This is a genomic window from Colwellia sp. SU-HH01172 (assembly GCF_057553355.1).
In genome coordinates this window covers 407840-433501 of sequence record NZ_BAAJMB010000003.1, presented here as the reverse complement: position 1 = coordinate 433501, position 25662 = coordinate 407840, and the positions used below count along the sequence as shown (strand labels likewise).

The following is a 25662-nucleotide window of genomic DNA, read 5'->3' as shown; positions in this document are numbered from 1 at the left end:
ATCTCTATGGTTTTTTCTGGAATCGAAGCAATGCCGATGTTACGATAGAGAGCAATTATACTTCCGATTGAATTTATATTTTTATGGCTGATAGCTCTTCTTTAGATTTTTCCTCCGCACAAGCAATTTTAACTAGTGAAAGTGTTGAAGCACACGCTGCTGAAATTCATGGTGTGCTTACTGGTCTTATTTCGGCTGGTTTTGAATTTGAGAGTAGCGACTATATCGCTATGGTCAACGACATGTTGAATAACGCTGAAGGTTTACCGACAAAGGTTAAAAGCCTAATAAAAGACATTTATAGTGATATTTGGCAACAAATTCTTGATGAATCGTATAGCTTTCAACTTATGTTGCCCGATGACGATGATTCAATTGTTGAACGTGGTCACGCATTAGGAAAGTGGGTTGAAGGTTTTAACTTAGGTTTTGGTTTACAACAAACTAAAAACACCACTTTTTCAGATGATGTTAAAGAAGTGCTTACCGACTTTGCTGAAATTGCCAATTTATCAGACGAAATGGAAGAAGACGAAGATACTGAGCAGGCATATTTTGAAATTGCTGAATACGTTAGAATTTCGGCACTGCTTTGCTTTACTGAGTTAGGTACGCCGCCAGCATCGAAAGATGAACAAGCGACGCTGCACTAACCGTTTGAATTAGTAAGCACTTTCGCAATGTATGAATAATCTAACCTAAATTTGACATCCATGATCAAAAATACTTTATTACCCGTTGCTGAGTTTTGTCAGCGTAGAAGCGATTTTATTGCGCAAATGCCTGCGAATAGCATAGCTTTAATTTCTGCTGGCAAAGAAGTTACGCGCAGTAACGATACTGAATATCCATTTTGCCAAAGCAAAAATTTTTATTATCTAACCGGCTTTAACGAACCAGATGCAATTTTAGCTTTGGTGACAGGGGAAAGTGCGGGAACAGAGCAAAGTATTTTATTTTCCCGCGAAAAAGATAGCTTGCAAGAAATTTGGCACGGCCGACGTGTCGGTCAAATAGCGGCAGTTGAAACTTATCAGGTTGATTTGTGCTTTAGCTTAGCGGAAGTGAACGAGCAGCTTTTGCCGTTAATTGACGGTAAAAGTGCGCTATTAATTTGTCAGCAAGAGCATGGCGAATTTGAGCAACAAGTATTGTCTTGGCTAGCTGATATTAGAAAGTCAGCCCGCACCGGAGCGAAAGCGCCAAAGTCATTAGTTGATTGCAGCGAAATAATACACGAAATGCGTTTACATAAATCAAACGCTGAACTCGATATTATGCGTCAGGTTAATGTTATTAGTGGCGTAGCTCATCAAAGAGCGATGCGGCAAACATCAGCAGGTAAGTTTGAATATCAAATAGAAGCTGAATTATTACATGAATTTGCCAGTAATGGTGCTCGATATCCCGCTTACGGTTCTATTGTTGCTGGTGGCGACAATGCCAATATCTTACATTACACCGACAATGATGAAACACTTAACAATGGTGATTTATTGCTCATTGATGCCGGTGGTGAATTAGCGGGCTATGCCGCTGATATTACCCGAACATTTCCAATTAACGGCAAGTTTAGCCCAGAGCAAGCGACAATTTATCAATTAGTGCTTGATAGCCAAAACCTCGCGATTGCAGCAATAAAACCGCAGCAAACTTTTGCTGAATTAAATCGACTGGTTTGTGATTTTCTTACCCAAGGTTTGTACGATTTAGGTATTTTACAAGGCGACATCAGCACACTGTTGGCCCAGAAAGCCTGTAAAAAATATTTTATACATGGTTTAGGTCACTGGTTAGGGCTTGATGTTCATGATGTTGGTGATTACCAGGCTAATCAGCAGCGTGAGCAATTACGACCGTTTGCGCCTGGCATGGTGATGACCATTGAGCCAGGAATTTATATTCCGCTCAGTGATAATTCAGTTGATGAAAAGTGGCGTGGTATCGGCGTTCGTATTGAAGACAATGTATTGGTAACTGAATCTGGCTTTGAAAACTTAACGGTTAATGCGCCAAAAGCTATTGCTGATATCGAGCGGGTGATGGCAGATTAGTATTATTTTGTGTGTAATCCATTGATTAAACACAAAGTGGTAACTGTGATAGCAAGCTAAACTTAGCGTCATTAACGAAAGCAAGAATTAAAATAGGTTAACGATGAATAACAATGAGCAAAGCTCAAACACTAACAGCACAACAGATAAGCCCGCTGAACACTTTGATGTGGTTATTTCTGGCGGTGGTCTATCGGGCGCTTTAATGGCGCTGAGCTTATCAAGTCTAGTGACTCATCAACAAACCCCTTTGAAAATTGCCATTATTGAAGCTAATCCGGTATTAACTGACCCATCAAAAAGTTTTGATGATCGTGTTTTGGCTCTGTCACATGGCAGTGCGGCTTATTTAAAAAGTGTTGGCGCGTGGCAATATCTGCAAAGCCATGCAGAGCCGATTAAAAATATTCATATTTCAGACCGTGGCCACTATGGCAAAGCCCGACTGTATGCCCAGCATCATCAAGTTGATGCCTTAGGTTATGTTGCTGAAATGTCATTTATTGGCGCAGCATTATTAAAAGCCTTAGCGAGTAAAAATAATGTTACTTGGTTTGCCCCTGACAGTATTGAAAATGTGCAATGGCAAGCTGAGCAAGTCAATATTGAATTACGCTCAGATAGGCATTTATGTGCCGCGCTATTATTAGCTTGTGACGGCGCACAATCTGCTTGTCGAAAGTTTGCCAATATCGCGAGCAGCAGTCGAGATTATCAGCAGTCGGCATTAATCGCGAATGTTGGCACGGCAATCCATCATCAAAATATTGCCTATGAACGTTTCACCGAAACGGGTCCTGTTGCTATGTTACCGCTTTCAACCTTATCCCCGTCAGCGTCAAACACAACCAATAACCAACAAAGTAGTGCAGGGCGTTGCTCACTGGTGTGGACATTAACGCCGGAATTGGCGGAACAAATGCTAAATTTATCGGATGAAGAGTTTGCGGCACAGCTGGAAAAATCTTTTGGACGTTGGCTAGGCAATATTATCCAAGTGGGTAAACGTGCGGTTTATCCGTTAAAATTATTGCAAGCTAAGGAGCAGGTTTATCACCGTATGGCACTTATCGGTAATGCTTCTCACACTATTCATCCGATTGCGGGTCAAGGCTTTAACTTAGGTTTACGTGATGTCAGTGATATGACCGAGGTGATCAAATCAGCGCTAGCAAATCAACAAGATATCGGCTCCTTTGCTCATTTAATGCAGTACGCTAAAGCGCGACAACAAGATCAAAAACAAGTGATCACCTTAACAGATTCACTGGTTACCTTATTTTCTAATCAATTACCGCCGTTAGTGGCAGGGCGTAATATTGGCCTAAAAGTGATGAATTATTTACCCGCGTTGAAAAATGCCTTGGTGAAGAAAACCATGGGTTATTAGAGCAGAGGTTACTAGTGCAGAGGTTATGAGCAAATAACTAAAAGATAAAATACAAGCTACTCGCAATCATATGCGGGTTCTTAGACATAAAAATGAATGTGAAAAATAATGCAAAAATTTGATCTATTAATTGTTGGTGGCGGCATGGTTGGCTTAACGTTGGCATTAGCTATTCGTCAGCAAACTGAGCTTACCATCGCAATTGTTGATAATACGCCTGTTGATGAACTTGGCAGCGAGCCTGAAGTGCGTGTTAGCGCCATTAATGCTGCCAGCCAGCAAATGTTCAATAACCTCAATGTTTGGCAAGATATCACTGCACAGCGCGCGCAGCCTTATCATGATATGCATATTTGGGATAAGGCCGGTTATGGTCAGCTCGACTTTGCCTTAAAAGATGTTAGCAACTCTACGGGGGCAAGTAACCTTGAGCAACTAGGTTTTATTATTGAAAACAAAGCCATTCGTAATGCTTTGTGGCATAAAGCCCAACAAGACAGTGGTATTAGCTTTTTTACCGATAACCAATTAGAGCAGTTAAATTTCAGCGACAGTGAAGTGTTTGCTACTTTTGCGGCGAATAGTGATACGGGCAAAACACAAATGCCTGTGATGGCAAAACTGGTGGTGGGGGCCGATGGCGCAAATTCGTGGGTGCGTCAGCACATGAATATACCGTTAACGTTTCGCGATTACGATCACCACGCCATTGTTGCCACGGTTAAGTGTCAGCAAGGCCATCAAAATACCGCTTGGCAAGTGTTTTTAGAAACCGGCCCGTTAGCTTTACTGCCTTTGTATCAAGATGATTTATGCTCAATTGTTTGGTCAACAAGCCCTGAAGAAGCAACACGATTAACGGCTTTGTCGGCGGCAGAATTTGCTAAAGAAATAACTGCCGCAAGCGATGGCAAGTTAGGACAAGTATCACTGGAAAGTGAACGTTTTACCCACCCATTAACTATGCGCTTTGCCCAAGAGTTTGTTAAAGATCGTATGGTTTTAGTTGGCGATGCCGCACATACCATTCATCCGTTGGCAGGTCAGGGCGTTAATTTAGGCTTACTTGATGCTGCGGCCTTAGCACAAACAATTAGTCAGCAACTCAGTAATGCAAAAGCCAATGGCGATCTTGATGGCAATGCATGGTATAGCAATAAATCGTTACAGCAATTTGCCCGCTGGCGCAAAAGCGAAGCAGCAGAAATGATCGCCGCCATGGAAGCAATCAAACAAGCCTTTACGCCACAGCAGGGCGCGGTGAAGCTAATTCGTGGTTTGGGCCTGTCATTACTCAATAATATTAAACCCGCCAAAGCACTAATGATAAATCAGGCGTTAGGTTTTAAAGGTGAATTACCTGAACTAGCCAAGCCACTTCAACAAGCAGAAAAATAAGCTTATTCAGCCTTTTTTATTGACCATGCAGTCAAGAAAAACCTCATTTTCATTAACCAGCTAAAGCAAATTTAGCTGGTTGATAACTTCGGTAAAGTTATTCTTTTCATCAATATAAAATTTTAATTTGCCGCTGGGGATATTTATATCCTCGACAAGGAATTATATTTTCAAAAGCTTTACTTTTAAAAATATAATTTGAAATATTTTTATTTGTCCATTTTAAATTTTTTAAAAGGCGTTTTATCTGTTGAATCAACAGTGTTGCGCAGTTATAATCTTGCTCACTTTTTGTAAATCTTCCGTCTTTATCCTAGTTTTACTTGATAAGTAAATCGACGCGTTAGCTCAATGGGCGCGAAAACTAAGATAAAACAACTAACGTGAGTGGAACGTACGATGACAAATAAAACAGTATTACATGCTAAGCATATTGAAGCTGGCGCCAAAATGGTTGATTTTTACGGCTGGGATATGCCAATCAACTATGGTTCTCAAATTGAAGAGCATCATGCGGTTCGTACCGACGCAGGTATGTTTGACGTTTCACACATGACCATTGTTGATGTTAAAGGCGCTGATGCAGAAGCGTTTTTACGTAAGTTAGTGATTAACGACGTGGCTAAATTAGATGTTGCTGGTAAAGCGCTTTACACTGGCATGTGTAATCTTGAAGGTGGCGTAATTGACGACCTAATCGTTTATTTCTTCACTAAAACTGATTACCGCTTAGTGGTTAACTCAGCAACGCGCGAAAAAGACTTAGCTTGGATTGCAGAGCAATCAGCTGATTTTGACGTAACCGTAACCGAACGTCCTGAATTTGCCATGATCGCCGTGCAAGGCCCACAAGCAAAAGCAAAAGTTGCAACCTTACTCAACGCAGAGCAAACCGCTGCGGTTGATGGCATGAAGCCATTCTTCTCAGCACAAGCGGGCGATTTATTTATTGCCACTACCGGTTACACTGGTGAAAACGGTTACGAAATCGCGTTACCTGCTGAGCAAGCTGCTTCACTTTGGCAACAATTATTAGATGCTGGCGTTAAACCTTGTGGTTTAGGTGCTCGTGATACTTTACGTTTAGAAGCAGGTATGAACCTTTACGGTTTAGACATGGACGAAAGCGTTTCACCACTTGCCGCTAATATGGCGTGGACTATTAGCTGGGAACCAGAAGATCGTAACTTTAATGGCCGCGAAGTATTAGCAGCGCAACGTGCGGCTGGCGACCAACCTAAACTTGTTGGTTTAGTACTTGAAGAAAAAGGCGTATTACGCTCTGGTCTTAAAGTAGTTACCGCTGACGGCGAAGGGGTTATTACTTCTGGCACTTTCTCACCAACATTGGGCCACAGTATTGCTATGGCACGTGTGCCACGCAGTGTAAAATTAGGCGATACCGTCGAAGTTGAAATGCGTAAAAAGCTAGTTAAAGTTCAAGTGATTAAGCCAAGCTTCGTGCGCAATGGTAAAAAAGTTTTTTAAAACTTTGATCTAGCTTTAATGTTATTAAACTAGGTTAATAATGGCCAATATTTAAGCTATAGTATGATTGATTGGCTCAGGCCGCGCTTCGTACTATAGACGTTTACACAAAATTTAAAAATAAAGATTAGGAACAAAACAATGAGCAACATTCCTTCAGAACTAAGATATGCAACATCACACGAATGGGTACGCAACGAAGGTAACGGTGTCGTTACTGTTGGTATCACTGAACACGCACAAGACCTTTTAGGTGACATGGTATTTGTTGAATTACCAGATGTTGGCGACACAGTAAGCACAGGTGATGACGTTGCCGTAGCAGAATCTGTAAAAGCAGCTTCAGACATCTACGCACCAGTAACAGGTGAAGTAGTTGAAGTGAATGAAGACCTTGAAGATTCACCTGAGTTAGTAAACTCAGATGCCTTTGGTGACGGTTGGTTATTCAAATTGAAAATTGAAGACGAAGGTGAGTTAGAAAGCTTGCTTGATGCTGAAGGTTACGCAAATTCTATCGATGAAGACTAGTTTAGCGTCGTTAATCGATTTTATGCTGCATTGTCTACGAGGTAAATCGCAATCACTTAGCTTACTAAGCTCATGCGATTTCTCTCTTGACAGCTTTGCCTAAAAGTCGATTATCTTAGCTAAACAATATGTTTAAGCCTCGAAAATTCTTCTGAATACCGAGGCTTTATTTTTATTAAATACTATCAATTTTATAGTGAAGCTGTTTTATGACTACTCAATATAATGACTCTTTATCTTTGGCTGAATTAGAGCAACGACAAGATTTTATTCGTCGTCACATTGGTCCAAATTACGAGCAAACTCAAGCAATGTTGAACGATATCGGCGCTGAGTCAGTAGACGCACTTATCGATGAAATCGTACCAAGTGATATTCGTTTAGCTGACTTACCGGCTATCGAAGAAAGTAAAACCGAAGTTCAAGCGTTAGCCGATTTAAAAGAGGTTGCCAGCTTAAACAAAGTAAACGAAACATATATTGGTTTAGGTTACTACGGCACACTAACGCCTAACGTTATTTTACGTAACGTTTTAGAAAATCCAGGCTGGTACACGGCATATACGCCATACCAACCAGAAATTGCCCAAGGTCGTTTAGAATCATTATTAAACTACCAACAAATGTGTTTAGACCTTACCGGTTTAGACCTAGCGTCGGCTTCATTGCTCGATGAAGGTACGGCAGCAGCTGAAGCCATGGCATTAGCGAAGCGTGTTTCTAAAAACAAAAAATCAAATACATTCTTTATCTCAAACGATGTATACCCACAAACAATCGACGTTGTTAAGCAACGTGCAGAAATGTTTGGTTTTGAAATCGTTGTAGCTCCGGCTGACGAAGTGGTAAATCACGACGTATTTGGCGCGATTTTACAATACCCAAGTGCAACCGGTGAAGTACGTGATATTTCAGAGCTAATCGCGAAAGTACATGAGAAAAAAGGTATCGTTGCCGTAGCAGCCGATATCATGAGCTTAGTGCTATTAAAAGCGCCGGGCGAGCTAGGTGCTGATGCTGTTATTGGTTCAAGCCAACGTTTTGGTGTGCCAATGGGCTACGGCGGACCACACGCTGCATTCTTTACTACGTCAGACAAATACAAGCGTTCATTACCAGGTCGTATTATTGGTGTATCAAAAGATACTCGTGATAACCCAGCACTACGTATGGCCATGCAAACACGTGAGCAACATATTCGTCGTGAAAAAGCCAACTCAAACATTTGTACAGCCCAAGTATTATTAGCGAACATGGCGGCGTTCTACGCGGTTTATCATGGTCCTAAAGGCTTAAAAGTTATTGCTGAGCGTATACACCGTTTTGCTGATATTTTAGCGCATGCCGCTAACCTTAAAGGTTTAACACCATTACACGGTCAGTTTTTTGATACCTTAACGTTTAACGTATCAGAAGCAAGAAAAGCAGAAATTGTTGCTAAAGCCTTAAGCAAAGGCGTTAACTTCCGCACTGACGTGCATAATCAAATCAGTATTTCACTTGATGAAACCACCACGCGTGCAAACTTAACTACCTTATTTGATATTTTATTTGGTGAAGATCATAACCTAGATATTGAATTACTTGATGCAGAATTACGCGTCTTAGGTAGCGATTCAATTCCAGCGTCACTAAAACGTGAAACGCCAATTCTAACGCACCCAGTATTTAACTCGTATCACAGTGAAACTGAGATGCTACGTTACATCAAAAAACTTGAAAACAAAGATTTAGCATTGAACCACTCAATGATCTCTTTGGGCTCTTGTACTATGAAGTTAAATGCTACCGCACAAATGATCCCAGTATCATGGCCTGAATTCGCTAACATGCACCCATTTGCGCCAGTTGACCAAGCTCAAGGTTACAAGCAAATGATTGACGAGTTAGGTGACGCATTAGTCGAGCTGACAGGTTATGACAACATTTCAATGCAACCAAACTCTGGTGCACAAGGCGAATACGCTGGTCTTATTGCCATTCACAAATACCATGAAAGCCGTGGTGACGCGCACCGTAACATTTGTTTAATTCCATCATCTGCTCATGGTACTAACCCAGCGTCAGCGCAAATGGTTGGCATGAAAGTGGTTGTGGTTGATTGTGACAAAGAAGGTAACGTTGATATGGACGACTTACGCGCGAAAGCAAGTGAGTTAGCCGACAACCTTTCTTGTATCATGATCACGTACCCGTCAACGCACGGCGTATACGAAACTACCATTGCAGAAATTTGTAATATTGTTCATGAGCACGGCGGCCAAGTTTACCTTGACGGCGCCAACATGAACGCACAAGTCGGCGTTACCTCACCAGGTTTCATCGGTGCTGATGTTTCACACTTAAACTTACACAAAACCTTCGCTATTCCGCATGGTGGCGGTGGCCCAGGTATGGGTCCTATCGGCGTTAAAGCGCACTTAGCACCATTCTTACCTGATCATGCACTAATCAATGTCAGCGAAAGCACACAAGGTAATGGCGCAGTATCAGCAGCACCATACGGTAGTGCTGGTATTTTATGTATCTCATACTTATACGTAGCCTTATTAGGTCGTAAAGGTGTTACTGACGCAACTAAATACGCAATTACCAACGCTAACTACTTAGCCACTAAATTAAGCCAACATTACCCAATTTTATACGCAGGGAAAAATGGCCGTGTTGCCCACGAATGTATTATCGACTTACGCCCAATTAAAGCGGAATCTGGTATTACGGAAGTGGATATGGCGAAACGCTTAATGGATTACGGTTTCCATGCGCCAACCATGTCGTTCCCAGTAGCGGGTACCTTTATGATTGAGCCAACTGAATCTGAGTCAAAAGTTGAACTTGACCGTTTCATTGAAGCTATGGTTTGTATTCGTAATGAAGTGCGTAAAGTTGAATCTGGCGAGTGGTCAAGCGATGACAACCCATTACACAACGCACCGCATACTATGGCTGACATTACCAGCGAGTGGGACAGAGCGTATTCAATTAAAGAAGCGGTTTACCCAGTAGCAGCAGTGGCAGAAAACAAATTCTGGCCAACGGTTAACCGTATTGATGATGTATACGGGGACAGAAACTTGATTTGTTCTTGTCCGAGTGTAGATACCTATAAAGACTAGTAACTAGTTGATATAGAATAATAAAAAGCGAGCTAAGGCTCGCTTTTTTGTTGCTTTAGTTTTATAACTCGATCAATATAGGTGCGCTGAACTTATGAGGGAATATGATGACTACTAGCATAGATTTTAATTGGGAAAATAAATTAGAAATTGAAAATAAAGAAACACTTCCAGAAGATAAGTTAGATCGGGCAAAGTACGCTAAATTTTTAACTAAATATCTTAAGTCTACTTCGTATGATGAATCAACATCAAAATATTCAAACTATGTCTTGAATTTAAATTCTGAATGGGGTGCTGGTAAGACCTACTTTTTAAGAAGATGGGCAAACGATTTGAAAACTATGCACCCGGTAGTTTATGTAGATGCTTGGAAACAAGACTATTCAGAAGATCCATTAATGACTGTTATCTCGTCATTGATAGAGCAACTGAAAGTACAAGCTCCTAAGTCTGCGGAGTTGATTCAGCCACCTAAAAAATTAATTGGACTCCTAAAAGCAGCAGCTCCAGCATTAGCAAGAGGGGTAACCAAAAGATACTTAGGTATAGATCCCGTTAAAATAATGGAATCTGAAGACGAAACAGAGGAGTTAGGGAATATTAATGATGAAGAGGGTAACCCAATAGATATGGGGTTAGCTGCTTCTAAAGCTGTTGAGCACTTAATCAATGAACACGATGCAAAGTCTAAAGCAATTGAAAGTTTAAAGATTACAGTAGGTCAATGGGTCAAAACCGTAGTCGATAATAAAAAAGATAGTCCCGCATTTGTCTTTATTGATGAACTCGATCGCTGTCGGCCAACATACGCAGTGGAAATGCTAGAAACAATCAAGCATATATTCGATATTCAAGGAGTTATTTTTGTTGTTGCTACAGATACAGAGCAATTGCAGCACGCCGTAAAAGCTATTTATGGGGAAGGTTTTGATGCTAGAACTTATTTAGGTAGGTTTTTTGATAGTCGATTTAGCTTAAAGTCACCTAAGTTTGACAATTTGCTTGATGTTCATTGCCAAAAACAGAAGTTATCAAAAGAGAATTTTGATGCTCATAATATTATAGTTTGGCCTGAAAATGATGACTCCCAATCTACATTAGAAAATATCATTGCAGTATTAAATTCGTTTAATGTTTCTCCTAGAACTGCAATACAATTAACTAATAGAGTAATAGCAATAGTTTCAAATTTAGAACCTAACACTAAGCTAGATATTTTGAAGTTAACAACTTTGCTTTGCATTAGAGAAAAAGATGAAAGCTTATATGAAGATATTATTAATTCTAACTTTAAAAAGCTTGATGGTGATGTATCTATAAATCTTGCTAGTCACCTTAACGAGAATTTCTCTTTTAAAGGAGAGAAAGTAAAATTATATTTTGATAAAAAACCATATACATCATTTTCTAAAGTCCGCTATCTTAACTATATTAGTGGGACTTATTCTGCGGATTTTTCTTTTTATATCAAAAATATATTTTCACCAGCTTTTGATGATAAAAGTAAAGAAAATCTTTCTATAGCCTATATGATTAAGTCAAATGGAAACCACTCTAAAGTGGATAGAATTATAGATGTGCTGAATGAACTATATCAAAAGGCAATTTGTAATGATGCTCGATTTTTAGGTGAGTGCGCTAATAAAATTTTAGAGCTTTCGAATAATCTGATCGAAGTTAATGCAGAAAAAACTCAATTTTATAAAGATCTTGTAGAGTTAGCGTCTGCGATAGACTGGATAGAAGAAGATGATTAAGTGGATTTTCGCGGTGGCGACGGCTCGGCAACTGCTCCTGCGTTGCTCTAACTCCTGCATCCATGCAGTCGACCCAACGAGGGCTAAACGCACTATACCTAAGTTAAGCTCTTTGGAAACTCCCGGTGCTGCTGAAAAATGTACTCTTCATAAAATAATAATGTAATGAACTAAAGCTTAGAACGCACTGCGCTCCTTGCCATCCATGGCACCGCGCATTACCGTTCATCCTGAACATAATCCATGCCCTACATCGCTTTGTTCATCATCCATGATGAACATACGTGAACACTTTGATTAATCTCCGCGTTTGTTCAAGCAGACTAGGGCGATCGCTAATCTTCCGTAACCCTCTTAATCTAATTACTCTGACGAAAGAACAACGATCGCTAAATTCCCATCTCAGCGCTGAAATATTAATTTTTATTAGCAGTGTATCGACGACAGCCATGGATGGCTGGAACTGGCGTTGCGCAGGGACGAGCATTCGACAGGTATCGATAACTGCAAAAATTCATATTTTAGTATTAGCTGAGTAGGGCACAGCGGGGGATGCAAGGGGGAGATCTGTGTCTATTTCCCCCTTGCGTGTAGTCGGCACCCCGACGCCAAGCAGTTAATTAAACTCCAAGTAAACTATGATGAACGCTAATCTTCCGTAACCCTCTTAATCTAATAACTCTGACGAAAGAACAACGACCACTAAATTCCCGTCTCAGCGCTGAAATATTAATTTTTGATAGCAGCTTATCGATGACAGCCATGGCCGCTCTTAGGCATCCCTGCCTTCGCGGCATTAGTGCATCCATGCACGTCGAAGGCTGGAACTGGCGTTGCGCAGGGACGTGCATTCGTCAGGTATCGATAACTGCAAAAATTATTATTTTAGTTTTAGCTGAGTAGGGCACAGTGAGGGATGCAAGGGGGAGATCTGTGTCCGTTTCCTAAATATAAGCCCCTTGCGTGTAGTCGACTCGGCAATTGCTACTGCACCCATGCAGTCGACCTCGACGCCAAGCAATGAATCTAGCTCCAAGCTGGTACTTGATTCAATTAGTGATAATTACGTTTTAACAAATAATTAAAGTGCAGTAGGTTTTCTTTTGACACGTTCTTTTGATGGTTCAGTAACTGTTTCTGAAGCAGCAGCCAACGCTTTGCTTTTGGCTCTTTTTTTCTTTTTGGCATTTTTACTCGCGGTAACAACGGTATTAATAAACTCAGCTGATTTTTTATCTGGGTTATAAGCGACCTTAATCGTTTTACCATTAAATTCGATAATATCACCGCGGCGAATTTTTTTACGCTTTTGCACGGTAACTTTATTATTTACTGAAACATTACCTTCGCTGATCATGGTTTTAGCTTCACCGCCACCACCAACCATGTTGGATATTTTAAGTAATTTATAAAGTTCTATCGGTTCAACACAAATGTCGAAGGTTGAAGGTTCAGACATGAAATACGCCTAATAATTTTAAATAATAATATTGCTAGATTCTAACATATACATACGCCCAGAGCACTTGAATCTGCGGAATTCAGTAAGTTGAGTGCTGGTTAGCATCAAGGTGTTGATTGAACACAGTGGTTGTTCTTACTGCTACATTTTAGTTGCTAATCTAATAAGTGCTTTCCAAGCAAAGTTCTCTACGTTCAATTTTGATGTTGTTACGTATCTATTTGTGTTAATTAAAATTTATAAACTAGCGTCAACCAACGCTTTACTCGGGTATTTCGTCGGTATTCAACTGGAGCAACTGAACTGTCTATGATATCTTGCGCTCTATTGTATTTTTATGGGACTAAATATTTATGAATTCAGTGGTTACCGATAACGAGCCTAAAACTAAACAACAAAAAGGTTGGTTTAATCGCTTTTTGGCCACCGTGGAATACTTAGGAAACCTATTACCACACCCTATTACCTTATTCGCCATGTTTTGTGTTGCCATTATCATTGGTAGTGGTATAGCTGGTTTTTTTGACCTAAGTGTTGTTGACCCTCGCCCAGAAGGCGCGAAAGGGCGAGCACCTGATGGTGTAATTCATGTTGTTAGCCTAATGTCTGTAGAAGGTTTACATCGGATAGTGACTGGTTTAGTGACTAACTTCACCGGTTTTGCGCCACTAGGTACGGTTTTAGTCGCGATATTAGGTGTTAGTGTTGCTGAACATTCTGGTTTATTGTCTGCGACGATGCGTAATATGGTAATGGGCGCTTCTAAACGTTTTGTAACGTTTGCTATCGTGTTAGCGGCAATATTATCAAATACCGCATCAGAGCTAGGTTATGTGGTATTAATTCCCTTAGCTGCAATGATATTTCATAGCCTCGGTCGTCATCCTCTTGCTGGCTTAGCCGCCGCTTTTGCTGGTGTTTCTGGTGGTTACAGTGCCAATTTATTACTAGGTACCATTGACCCGTTACTTGCAGGTATTACAACGCCAGCCGCACAAATGATAGACCCTGATTACGTTGTTGGCCCTGAAGCCAACTGGTATTTTATGATAGTTTCAACCTTTTTAATTGCCACTTTAGGTACCATCATTACTGAGAAAATTGTTGAGCCGCGTCTTGGCAAGTATGACCCAAGCGAAGCAAGTATTGATTTGTCTGAAAGTACCGTCGAGCATATAACACCTTTGGAGAAGAAAGGCTTGCGTTGGGCTGGTTTTACCTTCTTATTGATGTGTATTTTACTGGCGCTTAGTGTCGTACCTGAAAACGGTATATTACGAAATCCAGACACTGGCTTAGTGGCAGGGTCGCCATTTCTTAAAGGTATTGTTGCCTTTATTTTTATAACGTTTGCGATACCAGGCTTTGTTTACGGTAAAGTCGTTGGCACCATGAAAAACGATCGCGATGTGATTGATGCAATGTCAAAAAGCATCAGTTCAATGGGGCTGTATATCGTGCTGGTATTTTTTGCGGCTCAATTTGTCGCCTTCTTTAAATGGACTAATTTTGGCACCATTATCGCGATTAAAGGCGCTGCGTTACTGCAAGCAATGAGCCTTACTGGGCCAGAAGTGTTTATTGGTTTTATTCTGCTGTGTGCCTTAATCAATTTAAGTTTAGGTTCGTCTTCGGCGCAATGGGCGGCAACAGCACCGATTTTTGTACCTATGCTAATGTTAATTGGTTATGCACCAGAAACTATTCAAGCAGCGTACCGAATTGGTGATTCCGTTACTAACTTAATTACCCCTATGATGAGTTACTTCGGCTTGATTTTAGCGGTTGCGGCAAAATATAAAAAAGATATGGGTATAGGGACACTTGTCGCGACAATGTTGCCATATAGTATTGTGTTCTTTATCGGTTGGGTAACGCTATTCTACGTTTGGGTGTTTGTTTTTGGTTTACCTGTAGGACCCGAGTCACCTATTTATTATCAACCTTAATCAAACATAGTTTAAAGCCGCTTAACCGCGGCTTTTTGTTATTTTATGGCAGACAAATATTTCAATGTATTCTTGAGTTTTGATATAGGAAATAAAAAACAAACGTGCCCATAAGGCGTTGGCAGCATAAGAAATTTGTTATCGCTGATGCTACGTCAGAACTATATCCGCAACTATTCGAGTCTAACTTGCCTACTATCTATTAGCCTGTAGTTAGCTCTGCAACGGCTTCTCAACAACTGCTCCTGCATTACTCTACTTACGCACGCCCTAGCTAACGTGTTGCTCTACTTCTTGTATCCTTGCCGTTGGCTCTGATGCCAAACAGAAAATCTAAATCCAAGCGCTTAAAAGACAATTAATAGAAAAATAATTGAAAAAATACGTTCGAATAGGCCCATTTGGGCGTATTCGGTTTGTCATTTTCTCATACTAGGTCACATTGTCGTACAAGATAGGACTTAATAATGGAAAATATACGTAGTGACGATTTAGGTTCACAATTAACAATAAATGATGAAAAAAAGGCAGGTTCAAATAAATTCATATCTACAAATGTGGCGAATAAATCTTTGAAATACACCACTATGTTTTGGTTTATAACAACTTTGCTTGGACAGTGGTTTTTCTTTTATTACATCATTGGCTTTTATGGCTTTTCAGTGATTAATGACAATATGGAGATTTGGAATCGTTGGGAACCCATGGGCAGCAAACCTTACCTACTGGGTGATTTTTCCGGTAATCTTGCTTTTGCCGCTCATGCCATTGGTGCTGGCATTGTCGCATTTGGTGGCGCGTTGCAATTGCTACCTAAAGTGCGCAACACTTATCCGAAATTCCATAAAATTAATGGCTATGTATATCTAACAACGGTGTTTTGTTTGGCTATTTCTGGCTTCTATCTCGTCTGGATAAGAGATCCTGATCCGATTGATCTTTCAGGCATTGGCACTACGATTAATGGTTTCCTGATACTGGCTTTTGCATACTTTACGGTACGCTTGGCTATTAATAAGGATATCGTTAACCATATAAAGTGGGCGTTGCGATTATTTTTTGTATCAAATGCGCAATGGCTTTTAAGACTCGGTGTTTTCAGCTACCTAGTGACAGGAAACTTGTTAGGAATGAAGCCGGCCTTCGGCGATCCGTTTTTCCCTATTTGGACATTTGGCTGCTTCGTTTTTCCGCTTCTAATGCTGCAACTATATTTTTTTGCAAAAGAAAAAGGCAGCAATAGTGTTAAGTTTTTAACAAGTGCTGCGTTGTTCTCCGTGACAATACTCATGATAATAGGCATGGTGGGTTTTACTCCTTTTCTGTTAACTGTCATGTCAGATGGACCGATTACATTTTAAATGTTATTCGAAGCATAGAACGATGAAATGGAGCATTGCAATTATTGTGATAGCTCCATCGCTTTTCTTTCGTGATTTTTTGTGGTTCTAGTAGCCATAGGCCTATTTCAAAAATTGGCTTCAATATTTTAATGTTCATTTTTAAAGAAAAGTCGACACTGAACATGGTGTTTAAATATTAATAGGCGTAGCCCTTCAACTTTAAAAAACAGTAAAAAAGTAAATCTTGAAAAATAATTGAAAAAAATACGTTCGAATATGCCCATCAAGACGTCAATACGATTAAATTGCGATATTTTTCAAATCCAAACCTAGTACTTAAATCTTAAAATTTTAAAAAGGAATACTATGAAAATTTTTGAATGGGATGGCAATCGTAAAAATCTATTATCTTTACTTTGGATTTACCTAACGCTGAATTATATCTATTGTGATGTGTTTACTTTACACCTTGCCAAATATTTGGAGGCATTCTTGACTGGCGATGTCGGTGGCATGAAGATCACTGAAGAATTCTTATTGATGTTTGCCGTCATAATGCAAATTCCTGTGATCATGATTGTTTTGTCTAGGTTCTTAACTTTCACACTAAACAAATATTTTAATATTGTTGCGGGTATCATTACCACGTCAGTACAAGCTTTCACCGTAATGATGGGCGGTGCCACTCTGCACTACATGTTCTTTAGCTTTTTTGAAATTGGTACCGGATTATTCATTATTTATTTGGCCGTTACTTGGAAACAAGAAAAAGCGCCATAATTTGCAGAAATAGCGCTCAAAATAAAGAAATGAACGCCATAAACGCGTTATCTAAGCTGACTCTTTTCCTATTATTGAGTTGGAGAAAGAAAATCAACTAGGGGACACTAGCGCTTACATCGAGCAAGGCTAAATAAGGTTATCAGTCTGGCGATATGTGGATTTAGCTGCTATTTACTTTTACAATTACTGGGAGTCACAACAATCTTTTTATCTGGTAATGAAATGGTCAATCTTTTTCCCACAGTTATATATTCCTGCATGATGGGAATGACAGTATTCGCATTATTAGAGGTTTTCAATAGACCGAAGGAAAGACAAAACTTTTTCCTTAAAGGCTTGTTGTTGTTATTACTGATGCATTTGGCCGGTGAACTGTTTATATATTCAGGCGCATATGTTTATGCGCCAGCCTTAGCCGGTGCACAATTTCCGTTTAGGGCTTTACTTGGGCCAGCACTCTATTTTTATGCTCATGCCACTATGTCACCAGACAAAGTAATAGGTAAACAGTTGTGGGCATTGGCTTTCTCTGGACCTATTCTAGTTCTGTTGGCTATGCTTCCTTTTATATTTATGATCAGCCCCGCAGAGAAGTTGGCCCTTGCAAATCCATCAACAAGAGATCCGGAACTGTGGAAAATAGCGATATTTACTTGTTTATCGACAACCTTTGTTTTTATTTCATTCACAATTTTATTCCTAATAATGGCCTTAAAACTCCATCATTCTCACCGTCAACAACTCTTGGAGCGCTTTTCTGACATTGAGCAACGTTCAGTAGATTGGTTTAGACCTGTGCTGCTAATTTGGGGAACTGTATGGCTAATGTATGCCGTTGAGTTTTCTCTAGGAGCCTTGGGTTGGTTTTGGTTTGGCTCAGGGAAATTACTTCCTGTATTAGAGGTTTTTGCGCTGGCTATTTTTATGCAAAAGGCATTAAGCCAAAAAGTGCTTAATGAATCTGAGAAAGGTTTGCCTCGCGCTAATCAGATAAGAGCGGCGTTACTTAGCACTGAGAAAATGCAATTGATTGCCGCAAAACTGGAACATGCAATGAAAGAAGACAAGTTGTTCTTGCAGGATAACTTATCGCTAAACAAGCTCTCTGAATCGATATCTGAAACTGAAAATCATATTTCAGAAACACTCTCTCAATTTTTAAACACCAAATTTTTCCAATTTGTTAATAGCTTTCGAGTTGAAGAAGCGAAGAAGGCTTTACAGGATAGTGATAAGTTAGTGACAAATATTGCCTTTGATGTAGGTTTTAATTCGAAATCGACATTTAATACTGCGTTCAAAAAAACAGTCGGTTATAGCCCTTCAGCATACCGAAATTCACTGCTCGAAAATAAACAATAAATTTTACCGCCTAATAGAGAGTGACAGAGTTTTAGTAGTGGTGTGTGAATGCTTAGAGTGTAAGAGGAATAAAGCGGTATACAGAGCTGTATTAAGACTTCTGTACTTTGTCATAAATTGTTGCTATCGGTATTGTACTTAGCTTTTAATTCACTATGAGTTAATGCTTTATATAGTTGACCCTATTTCATTTACTTGTTTCAATATCGCCTAGAAAATAATGACGGCTAATTGAATAGCCTTAGTTGTAAACTCAAAAAATGTTGGAAGAGTTAGATGCAAATTGAACAAGCGCAACTTGATAAGGTTGAAGAAAAGTTAAATAAGCAAAATGCGTTGTTAGCAGTACTAGGTAGCGCTCTGTGGACTATCCCCCTTATTATTTCTTGGAGCTTTGTAAACTCATATAACTCAAACTTTTCACCAATTATGCTACTGCTCAGTGGTTTAGTTATCGGTTGTGCGGTTCGCTTTCATGGTAGAGGGATGACAGGATTGTTCGGGCTCATAGCTGTTATCTCTCATAGTTTTATTGTCATTGTTGCTTTTAGTTTAAATATCGTTTGGTCAGGAACAACCTGGGCGTTTCTATTATTTGGACTTTACGCTGCAGGTGCTATTAGCGCCAAAAAAATTGCCCGCATTGAAGTACCATTTGAAGAGCATAGAGCGCATTCCTATTTAACGTCTCCAGAGCCTCACTCAAGTAATAAGCAATTAAGAAATAATTGGATGATTTCCTTACCTATTCTACTTGTTGCTATTACTGCCACTTCATATATTTCTGTAGTCGGTGCTGTATTTTTTAGAGAATTTCAATTTTTCTACATTACGAACAAAACAATCAACAGCAGAAGCAATTTATCGAAAATAAAGAGATTGATGCGTTACCTAAAGCTTTAGATAAACGAAAAACTCATGATATTCTGCTTTACGCTTATGCATATCATTCTGGTTTACTTTTTAATAAGAGAGGCACGCGCAGTGAGGTTTTTCCGCAGTCTGAGTATAAAGCAAAAACTTTACTGAAATACCTCGTTGAGTTTCGTGATAATGCTCGAGCAAAATTCATTCTTGGTTTTTTAACGGGCGAAGAGAAAGGTAATGCATTGCTAGAGGAAGCAGCAGAGCAAAAAGATAAATATGCTCGAATTTACTCTGCTGTTCGTTTTGGTTGTTACTCTAATGAAGATCTAGCGGTTGAGCTATTAAGAAAGCTAAGAGACTCATCGAGTGAAGAGTATATTCAGGAAGAAATAAATTCGATTCTTTATCTGGGGATTAGTGATACTTGCCAAGACTTTGAACAACCTGAGTTTGCGTTAAGCTATGTTATTAATTACCGCGAAAAGTAGCAAAAAAATATTTAGCAGCTTTATTGCGCTGCAACTTCGATTGAGTAGAAAACTTAAGGGGGGAATATTTTTAAGATATTCCCCCCTTGCTAGTAATAAGAAATAAGCACAGTTACAAAACACTTGTCGATAAATGCAAACAACAGCCTTTACCAGCAAAAGTTAGTTGATAGCTAGGTTCATTACTATTCGTTGATGGCGATATTTTTTCCAACATGCCTTTCTCAACTAAAAAGTCTAACATGTTGGTTGATAGCTCATCGAGTTTAGCTTTTGCGATAATTTCCATTTTAGTAGCGACACCTTTAAAAGAGTACATCGCCTTGATTATTTTCGCTTCCGCTTCAGATAATTTTGGCATGCTACCTGTGTATGCTGGGTACTGATGTAACGGAAATTTACCGCGAATGGTTTTATAAGAGGCTTGCATCGCTTTAATGTCATGCTCTTTATTCTCGGTTAATTTGAAGGTATGAAAAACGCCAGATTCTTTACTTAGATAGTCCACTTTGGCTAGAAAAATAGGTAAATCGCATCCTTGGGCTACATGATAAAAGCCGGTTTTCCATTTAGGTACGGCACCACGGGTACCTTCTGGGGTAAATAAGAAAAATACACGACCTAATTTTTGGCTATCGATAAAGTCTTTTATTTGTTGAACTTGGCCAACGCCGTTTTCTGAGCGGTCAATTGGAATTGCGCCAAGGTACATTAGCCAAGTGCCTAATACCGGCACTCGGCAAATGCTGTCTTTAATTGAAAAGTATATTTTTACATCTTGTTGAATGGCAGCGCCAAGTGCGTAAAAGAAATCCCAATTCGAGGTGTGAGGCGCAGCAATAGCGACACCAGCGCCTTCTGGGGCATTTTTACAAAGTTTCCAACCGGCAATTTTGAACCAAAGGGTAAAAAGGAATTTCAGGAAATATTTAGTGAAAACACCGTCGAAAATAGTTTTCTCACGAATGGTGAGTGATTTTTTAGCCATGATAATGGGATAGTTGTTACGTTGAATATAGCTAATATTCTAGCATGTAAGCGGCAGAAAACATTGATATAGAGTAAAAATTGTTATGGCTAAGTTTTGTTCACAGGAGATTAGTTGCACTATTGTTTTAGTGCTTGGTAAGCATCAACAATGTGTTGCACGTTATTTACTTTACTGTGCAAAGAAGCTTGCAAAGCTCCTTGCTGTATACGTTGGTAATGACTAAGGGTTTTATGTAAATAGTTATTAACTATTTCAGTTTGCCTACTTGAGGTTGGCTGCCAAATTTTATCGCCAACAGGATTGATTTTTTGAGTTTCATGACTCACGGATGAAACTAGTATGACTTCATAGCATCGCTGATTTTCTTCAATCAGCACTTCGTCTTTTAAACTAAAATCTAGCTCGATTAATTTTTGACGCAAGGAAAACTGGTGATGAACCGGGCAGAGTAGAAAATCAATATTCAAATTTTTGTGCTGCTGATAAATCGCTGCTATGAATTGGATCATCAGGTCACCGCCAACACCGGCAATAATAATTAAGTGCTTGCCTTGATGTTGCGCTAGCGGCAACTTGGCAACGTCGAGGCAGTGGGTTTTCCATGGTGAACTTGGATAAAATCGCTCAAGCTTTTTCTCGACGTTGGTCATCAGCTCGGGAACAATATCGACAAAGTGAATATTGCTACCCGCTTGGCGCGATAATAACGAAAAGCCTAATAAGCCATGATCACAACAACAGTCCCAAATATGATCGTAATGAGAGACGACCATTTTTTCAATTTGCTGTAAGCGTTTACTGAGTTTCAAGTTGTTTTTCAAAAAAGTTGCTTTGTCGTGATTAAAAACGCCAGTATTGTACAGAACCGCTAGCGTTAATGTTTAACAATTTTGTTATTAGCTTTACTCTACTTATTCTAGCGGTTCTTCATCAAGAATCACTACTCTGATAATCGTGATCATTTTTTTCGGCACTGTGGTGTAGCCTAATTCCTCACTGTAACCAACCTCTACCTGCGCTATAGCTTCTAGTATTTCGTAACCTTCTATCACTTCGCCAAATACTGCATAACCCCATGAGCTACCGGGGTCTAAATTAGTATTGTCATTTAAGTTGATAAAGAATTGATTGGTCGCAGAGTGCGCATCGTTAAGCTGCTTCGCCATCGCGATAGTGCCTTCTCTATTTTTCAAGCCATTGCCAGACTCATTAAAAATAGGCTTGTCGGGCTCAACGTCGGTATAGTTAGTCATAAAGCCACCACCCTGAATAAGATAGCCTTCTTCTACGCGGTGGATTAAGGTTTTATCGTACTGCCCTCGGGTTACATAGCCCAAGAAGTTATCCACGGTAATTTTAGCCCGGTATCGGTCAAGCTCAATGACTACATTACCCATGTTGGTTTCTATCCGTACTTTTGGTGAAAGGTTATTTGGTTGAATATATTGCCCTTTAGTATTGGCGGCGAGCAGTTGAAATGACATTAGTATTGTAAGAATAAATAGTGAAAGTCTGATCACGCCGGTACCTTTTATTAGAATGGGATAAATATTTAATCAAAGAAAAAATATTTTAGCAGTTATCTCTGTCGCTTATCAAAGGTATTTAAAACTGATTAAAGAGCCGAAATTTCTTACCTGCATTTATCGATTCCAAGCGTTAAATAAACTGCAAGTGAAAAATATCAAAGCCTAGACCATAACTAGATCATAACTAAGGCATGAGTAAGGGTTGTGTTTTGCTCCACCAAAAAGTAAAAATTAGCCATTGTTTAAAGTCGCTTACTTATTTATATTGGTAGAGAATTCATAAACATAGTTTTAAGGGATTAATGGCTGTATCAACCCCAAAAGCACCATCATCGGTATTACATGGCTTTGAGCTTCAACCTGGAAAAGTGGTCGATGTAGAAATGAGTCATCCGGTTAAAGTTCGTATTAAAGTCCCTTTAATCGGCTATGAAATGGGTAGATATATCATCTTAAAATACCCTGTTTCGTCGAGAGGTAGTGATTACCAAGATGTACTAGTTGAAGGTAACGTAGTTATTGCACGTTATATTCTAGAAGGGGATCGCGGTGAATGTTTTGCTTTTCGTTCGACCATAAAACATATAACCAAATACCCAGAAAACTTTATTATATTAAATTATCCTAAAAAAATTGAAAGTCGTCAGTTACGCTTACAGCAGCGAATTGCTACTCATTTACCAGCAAGTATCATGGTCGATTCAGAAACAGGTGATCAGAAAAGTATTCGCTTAAATGGCATTATTGGCGATATATCGACAAAAGGCTGTGGTTTCGCATTTAAAGCTGACAACAATAAAATAACGGTGACTAAGCGTGATGTTTTTGTCTGCATTCAGTCCCCTAATGCAGGTGAAGTTAAAATTCTTGCCAATGTTTGTAATAGCCGAAATGAACAAGGAAAGGTAAGTGTTGGTATAAAGTTTTTTGATGATGATAAACAAGTCAGTAATTTACTTGAACAGCTATTTATTGATCAGAACATGTTGTAAAGCTGAATATTTATATGTTACCTGTTTTCACAAGCGTTAACACTTGATATAACTAACAACACTAAATTAGATGACTACGATGCGAACGATGCGAACGATGCGGTTACTATTCGTAAATAAGTTAGCTTAAAACACTATGTAAAACAGCCCAAGTAAGGGCTGTTTTAAGTTTCTCTAAACAGTTCTTTAATTCATTTATTCGCTAATAGTTAATTCAAATTCATCAGCATCTAAAAACGCTGGAAAGTCAGCTTTGAATTGACTCAGCTTGCTAAAATCAAGCTGTGCTGTAATGATTTGCTGTTGATTATCGGTGGCAGCAACTAAGGTTTCGCCAGTAAAGTCAATTATTGCGGTGCCGCCAGAATGGCCTGTATCGTTTCCGTCTGCGCCAATGCGATTGACGCCCACCACAAAGCTTTGATTTTCCATTGCTCGGGCTTTTAACAAGGTGTCCCAAATATGCCGCCGTGCTGCTGGCCAATTTGCCACGTTAATCATCAAGTCATAGTCTTGTCGATTACGCGACCAAACTGGAAAACGTAAATCGTAACAAACCAAAGGCAGTATTTTTATGCCATTTATGGTGATTATTTTCCGCTCTTGACCTTGTTCAACATAGTCTTGCTCTCTACCTAGGCGGAATAAATGCCGTTTGTCATAATGTTCAACACTGCCATCGGTAAATACCCAATAAAATCGATTAACCTTTTTATCTTTTTGGCTGACTAAAACACTGCCAGCAACAACACAGTTATATTGCTGAGCAATTTTTTTCAGCCAAGCTAAGGCAATACCACCGTCTACAGGTTCTTGTATGTCTTTTCGATTAATACAAAATCCGGTGGAAAAGGTTTCGGGTAAAAGTAATAAGTCAACGGCGCTATTGGTTGTAAAGTACTCTGAAATAAGCTGTTCTAAGTGCTTAAAGTTCGCCTGTTGATCTAACCAGTGAATATCGTATTGTACTGCCGCTATGGTTAAAGTTGACATAATATTTCCGCTGCTTGTCGTAACGTATCGTCATTTTTTGCAAAACAAAGTCGGATCACTTTATTGCTTTTATGATATTCAGCCCTTTGCTTAGCAGGATAGAATGGGCTAAGTGGAATAGCTGCCACGCCTTTTTCTTTTGTTAACCACTGACAGAACTCGCGGTCATTTAATTCGGATATTGCCGAGTAATCTAGCAATAAGAAATAAGTGCCTTTTGATGGCAGTAAGGTAAAGCGTGAACCTTTTAAAGCATTAATTAAGACATCGCGTTTTTGCTGATAAAAACTGGCGAGTTCCGTAATGTGCGCAGGGTGCTGTTTTAACATTTGCGCTATGGCTATTTGCGCTGGCGTAAATGAGCAAAAGGTCACGTATTGATGAATTTTTCTAAACTCATCCATCAATTCATCAGGTGCGGCGCAATAGCCCATTTTCCAGCCGGTACAATGGAAGGTTTTGCCAAAACTAGACACCACAAAGGCACGTTTAAATAAGTCAGGGTAACGTAAAACACTTTCATGACGTAAACCGTCAAAGGTCATGTGCTCGTACACTTCGTCACTAATAACATATAAGTCATGTTTATCAACTAAGGCCTGTAGGATATTAAGATCGGACTCACTCAGTATTGAACCGGTTGGATTATGTGGGCTGTTAATAATAATGGCGCGAGTATTTGTATTAATGTTTTGCTCGACATGCTGCCAGTTTATCGCATAACTTGGCGCATTTAGCGTGATATGTCGGCACTTGCCACCTGCAAGTTCAACGGCTGGTTCGTATGAGTCGTAAGCCGGGTCAAAAATAATTACTTCATCGTTTGCTCTGACAAGTGTTTGTATTGCGACCCATAGCGCTTCGGTTGCGCCAGAGGTTATCGTGATGTTATTTAGCCCGTTAAGTTGCTGTTCTGGTGTTAAGTGCGACTGATATTGTCTTTGTATCATTTCGGCGATTTGTGTTAAAAGCTCAGGTAAACCATTTGACGGTGAGTATTGATTTTTTCCTTCGCTAATTGCCTGATTGATTTTATTTTTTAAAAACTCAGGAGTATCAAATTCTGGGAAGCCTTGCGATAAATTAATCGCCTGATGTTGATTGGCCATGACTGACATTTCGGTGAAAATACTAGTTTCGACATTGGGCATTTTGCTGGTAAAAGA

General features: G+C 39.6%; 21 protein-coding genes. 15 read left to right on the top strand and 6 right to left on the bottom strand.

Features of this window, described 5'->3' with window-relative positions; genetic code table 11:
- Positions 1–83: 83 nt before the first annotated feature.
- The 8 genes from AC27JP_RS11335 to AC27JP_RS11300 all read left to right on the top strand — a co-directional run bounded on the left by AC27JP_RS11335 (position 84) and on the right by AC27JP_RS11300 (position 11737).
- Complete coding sequence (locus AC27JP_RS11335; RefSeq protein ID WP_487115087.1) at positions 84–653, top strand: UPF0149 family protein; 570 nt, start codon at positions 84–86, stop codon at positions 651–653.
- A 60-nt stretch (positions 654–713) separates the two neighbouring features.
- On the top strand, positions 714–2054 hold the full coding sequence (gene pepP, locus AC27JP_RS11330) for a Xaa-Pro aminopeptidase (protein WP_487115085.1): 1341 nt from the start codon (positions 714–716) through the stop codon (positions 2052–2054).
- Positions 2055–2157: 103 nt separating this feature from the next.
- Entirely contained in the window at positions 2158–3444 is a 1287-nt protein-coding gene (ubiH, locus tag AC27JP_RS11325; protein ID WP_487115083.1) for a 2-octaprenyl-6-methoxyphenyl hydroxylase, read from the top strand.
- 108 nt (positions 3445–3552) lie between these two features.
- Positions 3553–4842, top strand: coding sequence for a UbiH/UbiF/VisC/COQ6 family ubiquinone biosynthesis hydroxylase (locus AC27JP_RS11320; protein ID WP_487115081.1), 1290 nt, complete (start codon positions 3553–3555; stop codon positions 4840–4842).
- A 399-nt stretch (positions 4843–5241) separates the two neighbouring features.
- Positions 5242–6330 carry a glycine cleavage system aminomethyltransferase GcvT gene (gcvT, locus tag AC27JP_RS11315; RefSeq protein ID WP_487115079.1) on the top strand — a complete coding sequence of 363 codons (1089 nt, stop codon included), beginning with the start codon at positions 5242–5244 and terminating at the stop codon, positions 6328–6330.
- A 141-nt stretch (positions 6331–6471) separates the two neighbouring features.
- A complete protein-coding gene (gene gcvH / locus AC27JP_RS11310; protein WP_487115077.1) occupies positions 6472–6861 on the top strand; it encodes a glycine cleavage system protein GcvH in 390 nt (129 codons plus the stop codon).
- A 209-nt stretch (positions 6862–7070) separates the two neighbouring features.
- Positions 7071–9977: an aminomethyl-transferring glycine dehydrogenase gene (gene gcvP, locus AC27JP_RS11305; RefSeq protein WP_487115075.1), complete on the top strand. Its 2907-nt coding sequence runs from the start codon at positions 7071–7073 to the stop codon at positions 9975–9977.
- A 104-nt stretch (positions 9978–10081) separates the two neighbouring features.
- Positions 10082–11737: a KAP family P-loop NTPase fold protein gene (locus tag AC27JP_RS11300; RefSeq protein ID WP_487115073.1), complete on the top strand. Its 1656-nt coding sequence runs from the start codon at positions 10082–10084 to the stop codon at positions 11735–11737.
- A 1081-nt stretch (positions 11738–12818) separates the two neighbouring features.
- Here AC27JP_RS11300 and AC27JP_RS11295 read toward each other — a convergent pair.
- Positions 12819–13196, bottom strand: coding sequence for an RNA-binding S4 domain-containing protein (locus AC27JP_RS11295; protein ID WP_487115072.1), 378 nt, complete (start codon positions 13194–13196; stop codon positions 12819–12821).
- Positions 13197–13552: 356 nt separating this feature from the next.
- Between AC27JP_RS11295 and AC27JP_RS11290 the strand changes: the two genes are divergently transcribed.
- From AC27JP_RS11290 to AC27JP_RS11265, 6 genes are all read left to right on the top strand, one after another.
- Positions 13553–15148 (top strand): AbgT family transporter, encoded by a 1596-nt coding sequence (locus AC27JP_RS11290; RefSeq protein WP_487115070.1) that lies wholly within the window; start codon positions 13553–13555, stop codon positions 15146–15148.
- Between the two features lie 467 nt (positions 15149–15615).
- Positions 15616–16509 (top strand): DUF2306 domain-containing protein, encoded by an 894-nt coding sequence (locus AC27JP_RS11285; protein WP_487115068.1) that lies wholly within the window; start codon positions 15616–15618, stop codon positions 16507–16509.
- A gap of 348 nt (positions 16510–16857) precedes the next feature.
- Positions 16858–17271: a DUF6326 family protein gene (locus tag AC27JP_RS11280; RefSeq protein ID WP_487115066.1), complete on the top strand. Its 414-nt coding sequence runs from the start codon at positions 16858–16860 to the stop codon at positions 17269–17271.
- 270 nt (positions 17272–17541) lie between these two features.
- Entirely contained in the window at positions 17542–18636 is a 1095-nt protein-coding gene (locus tag AC27JP_RS11275) for a helix-turn-helix transcriptional regulator (RefSeq protein ID WP_487115064.1), read from the top strand.
- Between the two features lie 276 nt (positions 18637–18912).
- Complete coding sequence (locus AC27JP_RS11270; protein WP_487115062.1) at positions 18913–19539, top strand: hypothetical protein; 627 nt, start codon at positions 18913–18915, stop codon at positions 19537–19539.
- A 206-nt stretch (positions 19540–19745) separates the two neighbouring features.
- The gene (locus tag AC27JP_RS11265) at positions 19746–19991 is read left to right on the top strand and encodes a hypothetical protein (RefSeq protein ID WP_487115060.1); all 246 of its coding nucleotides are present in this window, start codon (positions 19746–19748) and stop codon (positions 19989–19991) included.
- Positions 19992–20103: 112 nt separating this feature from the next.
- Here the strand turns inward: AC27JP_RS11265 and AC27JP_RS11260 are convergent, their stop codons facing one another.
- The 3 genes from AC27JP_RS11260 to AC27JP_RS11250 form a co-directional block, all read right to left on the bottom strand.
- Entirely contained in the window at positions 20104–20979 is an 876-nt protein-coding gene (locus AC27JP_RS11260) for a 1-acyl-sn-glycerol-3-phosphate acyltransferase (protein ID WP_487115058.1), read from the bottom strand.
- A 119-nt stretch (positions 20980–21098) separates the two neighbouring features.
- A complete protein-coding gene (locus AC27JP_RS11255) occupies positions 21099–21803 on the bottom strand; it encodes a tRNA (adenine(22)-N(1))-methyltransferase (RefSeq protein WP_487115056.1) in 705 nt (234 codons plus the stop codon).
- Between the two features lie 90 nt (positions 21804–21893).
- Positions 21894–22502 (bottom strand): peptidylprolyl isomerase, encoded by a 609-nt coding sequence (locus tag AC27JP_RS11250; RefSeq protein WP_487115054.1) that lies wholly within the window; start codon positions 22500–22502, stop codon positions 21894–21896.
- Between the two features lie 311 nt (positions 22503–22813).
- On the opposite strand from AC27JP_RS11250, the gene AC27JP_RS11245 reads away from it, so the two are divergent.
- Complete coding sequence (locus AC27JP_RS11245) at positions 22814–23503, top strand: flagellar brake domain-containing protein (RefSeq protein WP_487115052.1); 690 nt, start codon at positions 22814–22816, stop codon at positions 23501–23503.
- A 195-nt stretch (positions 23504–23698) separates the two neighbouring features.
- Here the strand turns inward: AC27JP_RS11245 and AC27JP_RS11240 are convergent, their stop codons facing one another.
- Positions 23699–24496: an amidohydrolase gene (locus AC27JP_RS11240; RefSeq protein ID WP_487115050.1), complete on the bottom strand. Its 798-nt coding sequence runs from the start codon at positions 24494–24496 to the stop codon at positions 23699–23701.
- A complete protein-coding gene (locus tag AC27JP_RS11235; RefSeq protein WP_487115209.1) occupies positions 24484–25647 on the bottom strand; it encodes a methionine aminotransferase in 1164 nt (387 codons plus the stop codon). The genes AC27JP_RS11240 and AC27JP_RS11235 overlap by 13 nt, the downstream gene beginning before the upstream one ends.
- Between the last annotated feature and the right edge of the window lie 15 nt (positions 25648–25662).

Coding starts and splice junctions, on each gene's coding strand:
- AC27JP_RS11335 (WP_487115087.1), top strand. CDS start 84: ATGGCTGATAGCTCTTCTTTAGATTTTTCCTCCGCACAAGCAATTTTA.
- pepP (WP_487115085.1), top strand. CDS start 714: ATGATCAAAAATACTTTATTACCCGTTGCTGAGTTTTGTCAGCGTAGA.
- ubiH (WP_487115083.1), top strand. CDS start 2,158: ATGAATAACAATGAGCAAAGCTCAAACACTAACAGCACAACAGATAAG.
- AC27JP_RS11320 (WP_487115081.1), top strand. CDS start 3,553: ATGCAAAAATTTGATCTATTAATTGTTGGTGGCGGCATGGTTGGCTTA.
- gcvT (WP_487115079.1), top strand. CDS start 5,242: ATGACAAATAAAACAGTATTACATGCTAAGCATATTGAAGCTGGCGCC.
- gcvH (WP_487115077.1), top strand. CDS start 6,472: ATGAGCAACATTCCTTCAGAACTAAGATATGCAACATCACACGAATGG.
- gcvP (WP_487115075.1), top strand. CDS start 7,071: ATGACTACTCAATATAATGACTCTTTATCTTTGGCTGAATTAGAGCAA.
- AC27JP_RS11300 (WP_487115073.1), top strand. CDS start 10,082: ATGATGACTACTAGCATAGATTTTAATTGGGAAAATAAATTAGAAATT.
- AC27JP_RS11295 (WP_487115072.1), bottom strand. CDS start 13,196: ATGTCTGAACCTTCAACCTTCGACATTTGTGTTGAACCGATAGAACTT.
- AC27JP_RS11290 (WP_487115070.1), top strand. CDS start 13,553: ATGAATTCAGTGGTTACCGATAACGAGCCTAAAACTAAACAACAAAAA.
- AC27JP_RS11285 (WP_487115068.1), top strand. CDS start 15,616: ATGGAAAATATACGTAGTGACGATTTAGGTTCACAATTAACAATAAAT.
- AC27JP_RS11280 (WP_487115066.1), top strand. CDS start 16,858: ATGAAAATTTTTGAATGGGATGGCAATCGTAAAAATCTATTATCTTTA.
- AC27JP_RS11275 (WP_487115064.1), top strand. CDS start 17,542: ATGACAGTATTCGCATTATTAGAGGTTTTCAATAGACCGAAGGAAAGA.
- AC27JP_RS11270 (WP_487115062.1), top strand. CDS start 18,913: ATGCAAATTGAACAAGCGCAACTTGATAAGGTTGAAGAAAAGTTAAAT.
- AC27JP_RS11260 (WP_487115058.1), bottom strand. CDS start 20,979: ATGGCTAAAAAATCACTCACCATTCGTGAGAAAACTATTTTCGACGGT.
- AC27JP_RS11245 (WP_487115052.1), top strand. CDS start 22,814: ATGGCTGTATCAACCCCAAAAGCACCATCATCGGTATTACATGGCTTT.
- AC27JP_RS11240 (WP_487115050.1), bottom strand. CDS start 24,496: ATGTCAACTTTAACCATAGCGGCAGTACAATACGATATTCACTGGTTA.
- AC27JP_RS11235 (WP_487115209.1), bottom strand. CDS start 25,647: ATGCCCAATGTCGAAACTAGTATTTTCACCGAAATGTCAGTCATGGCC.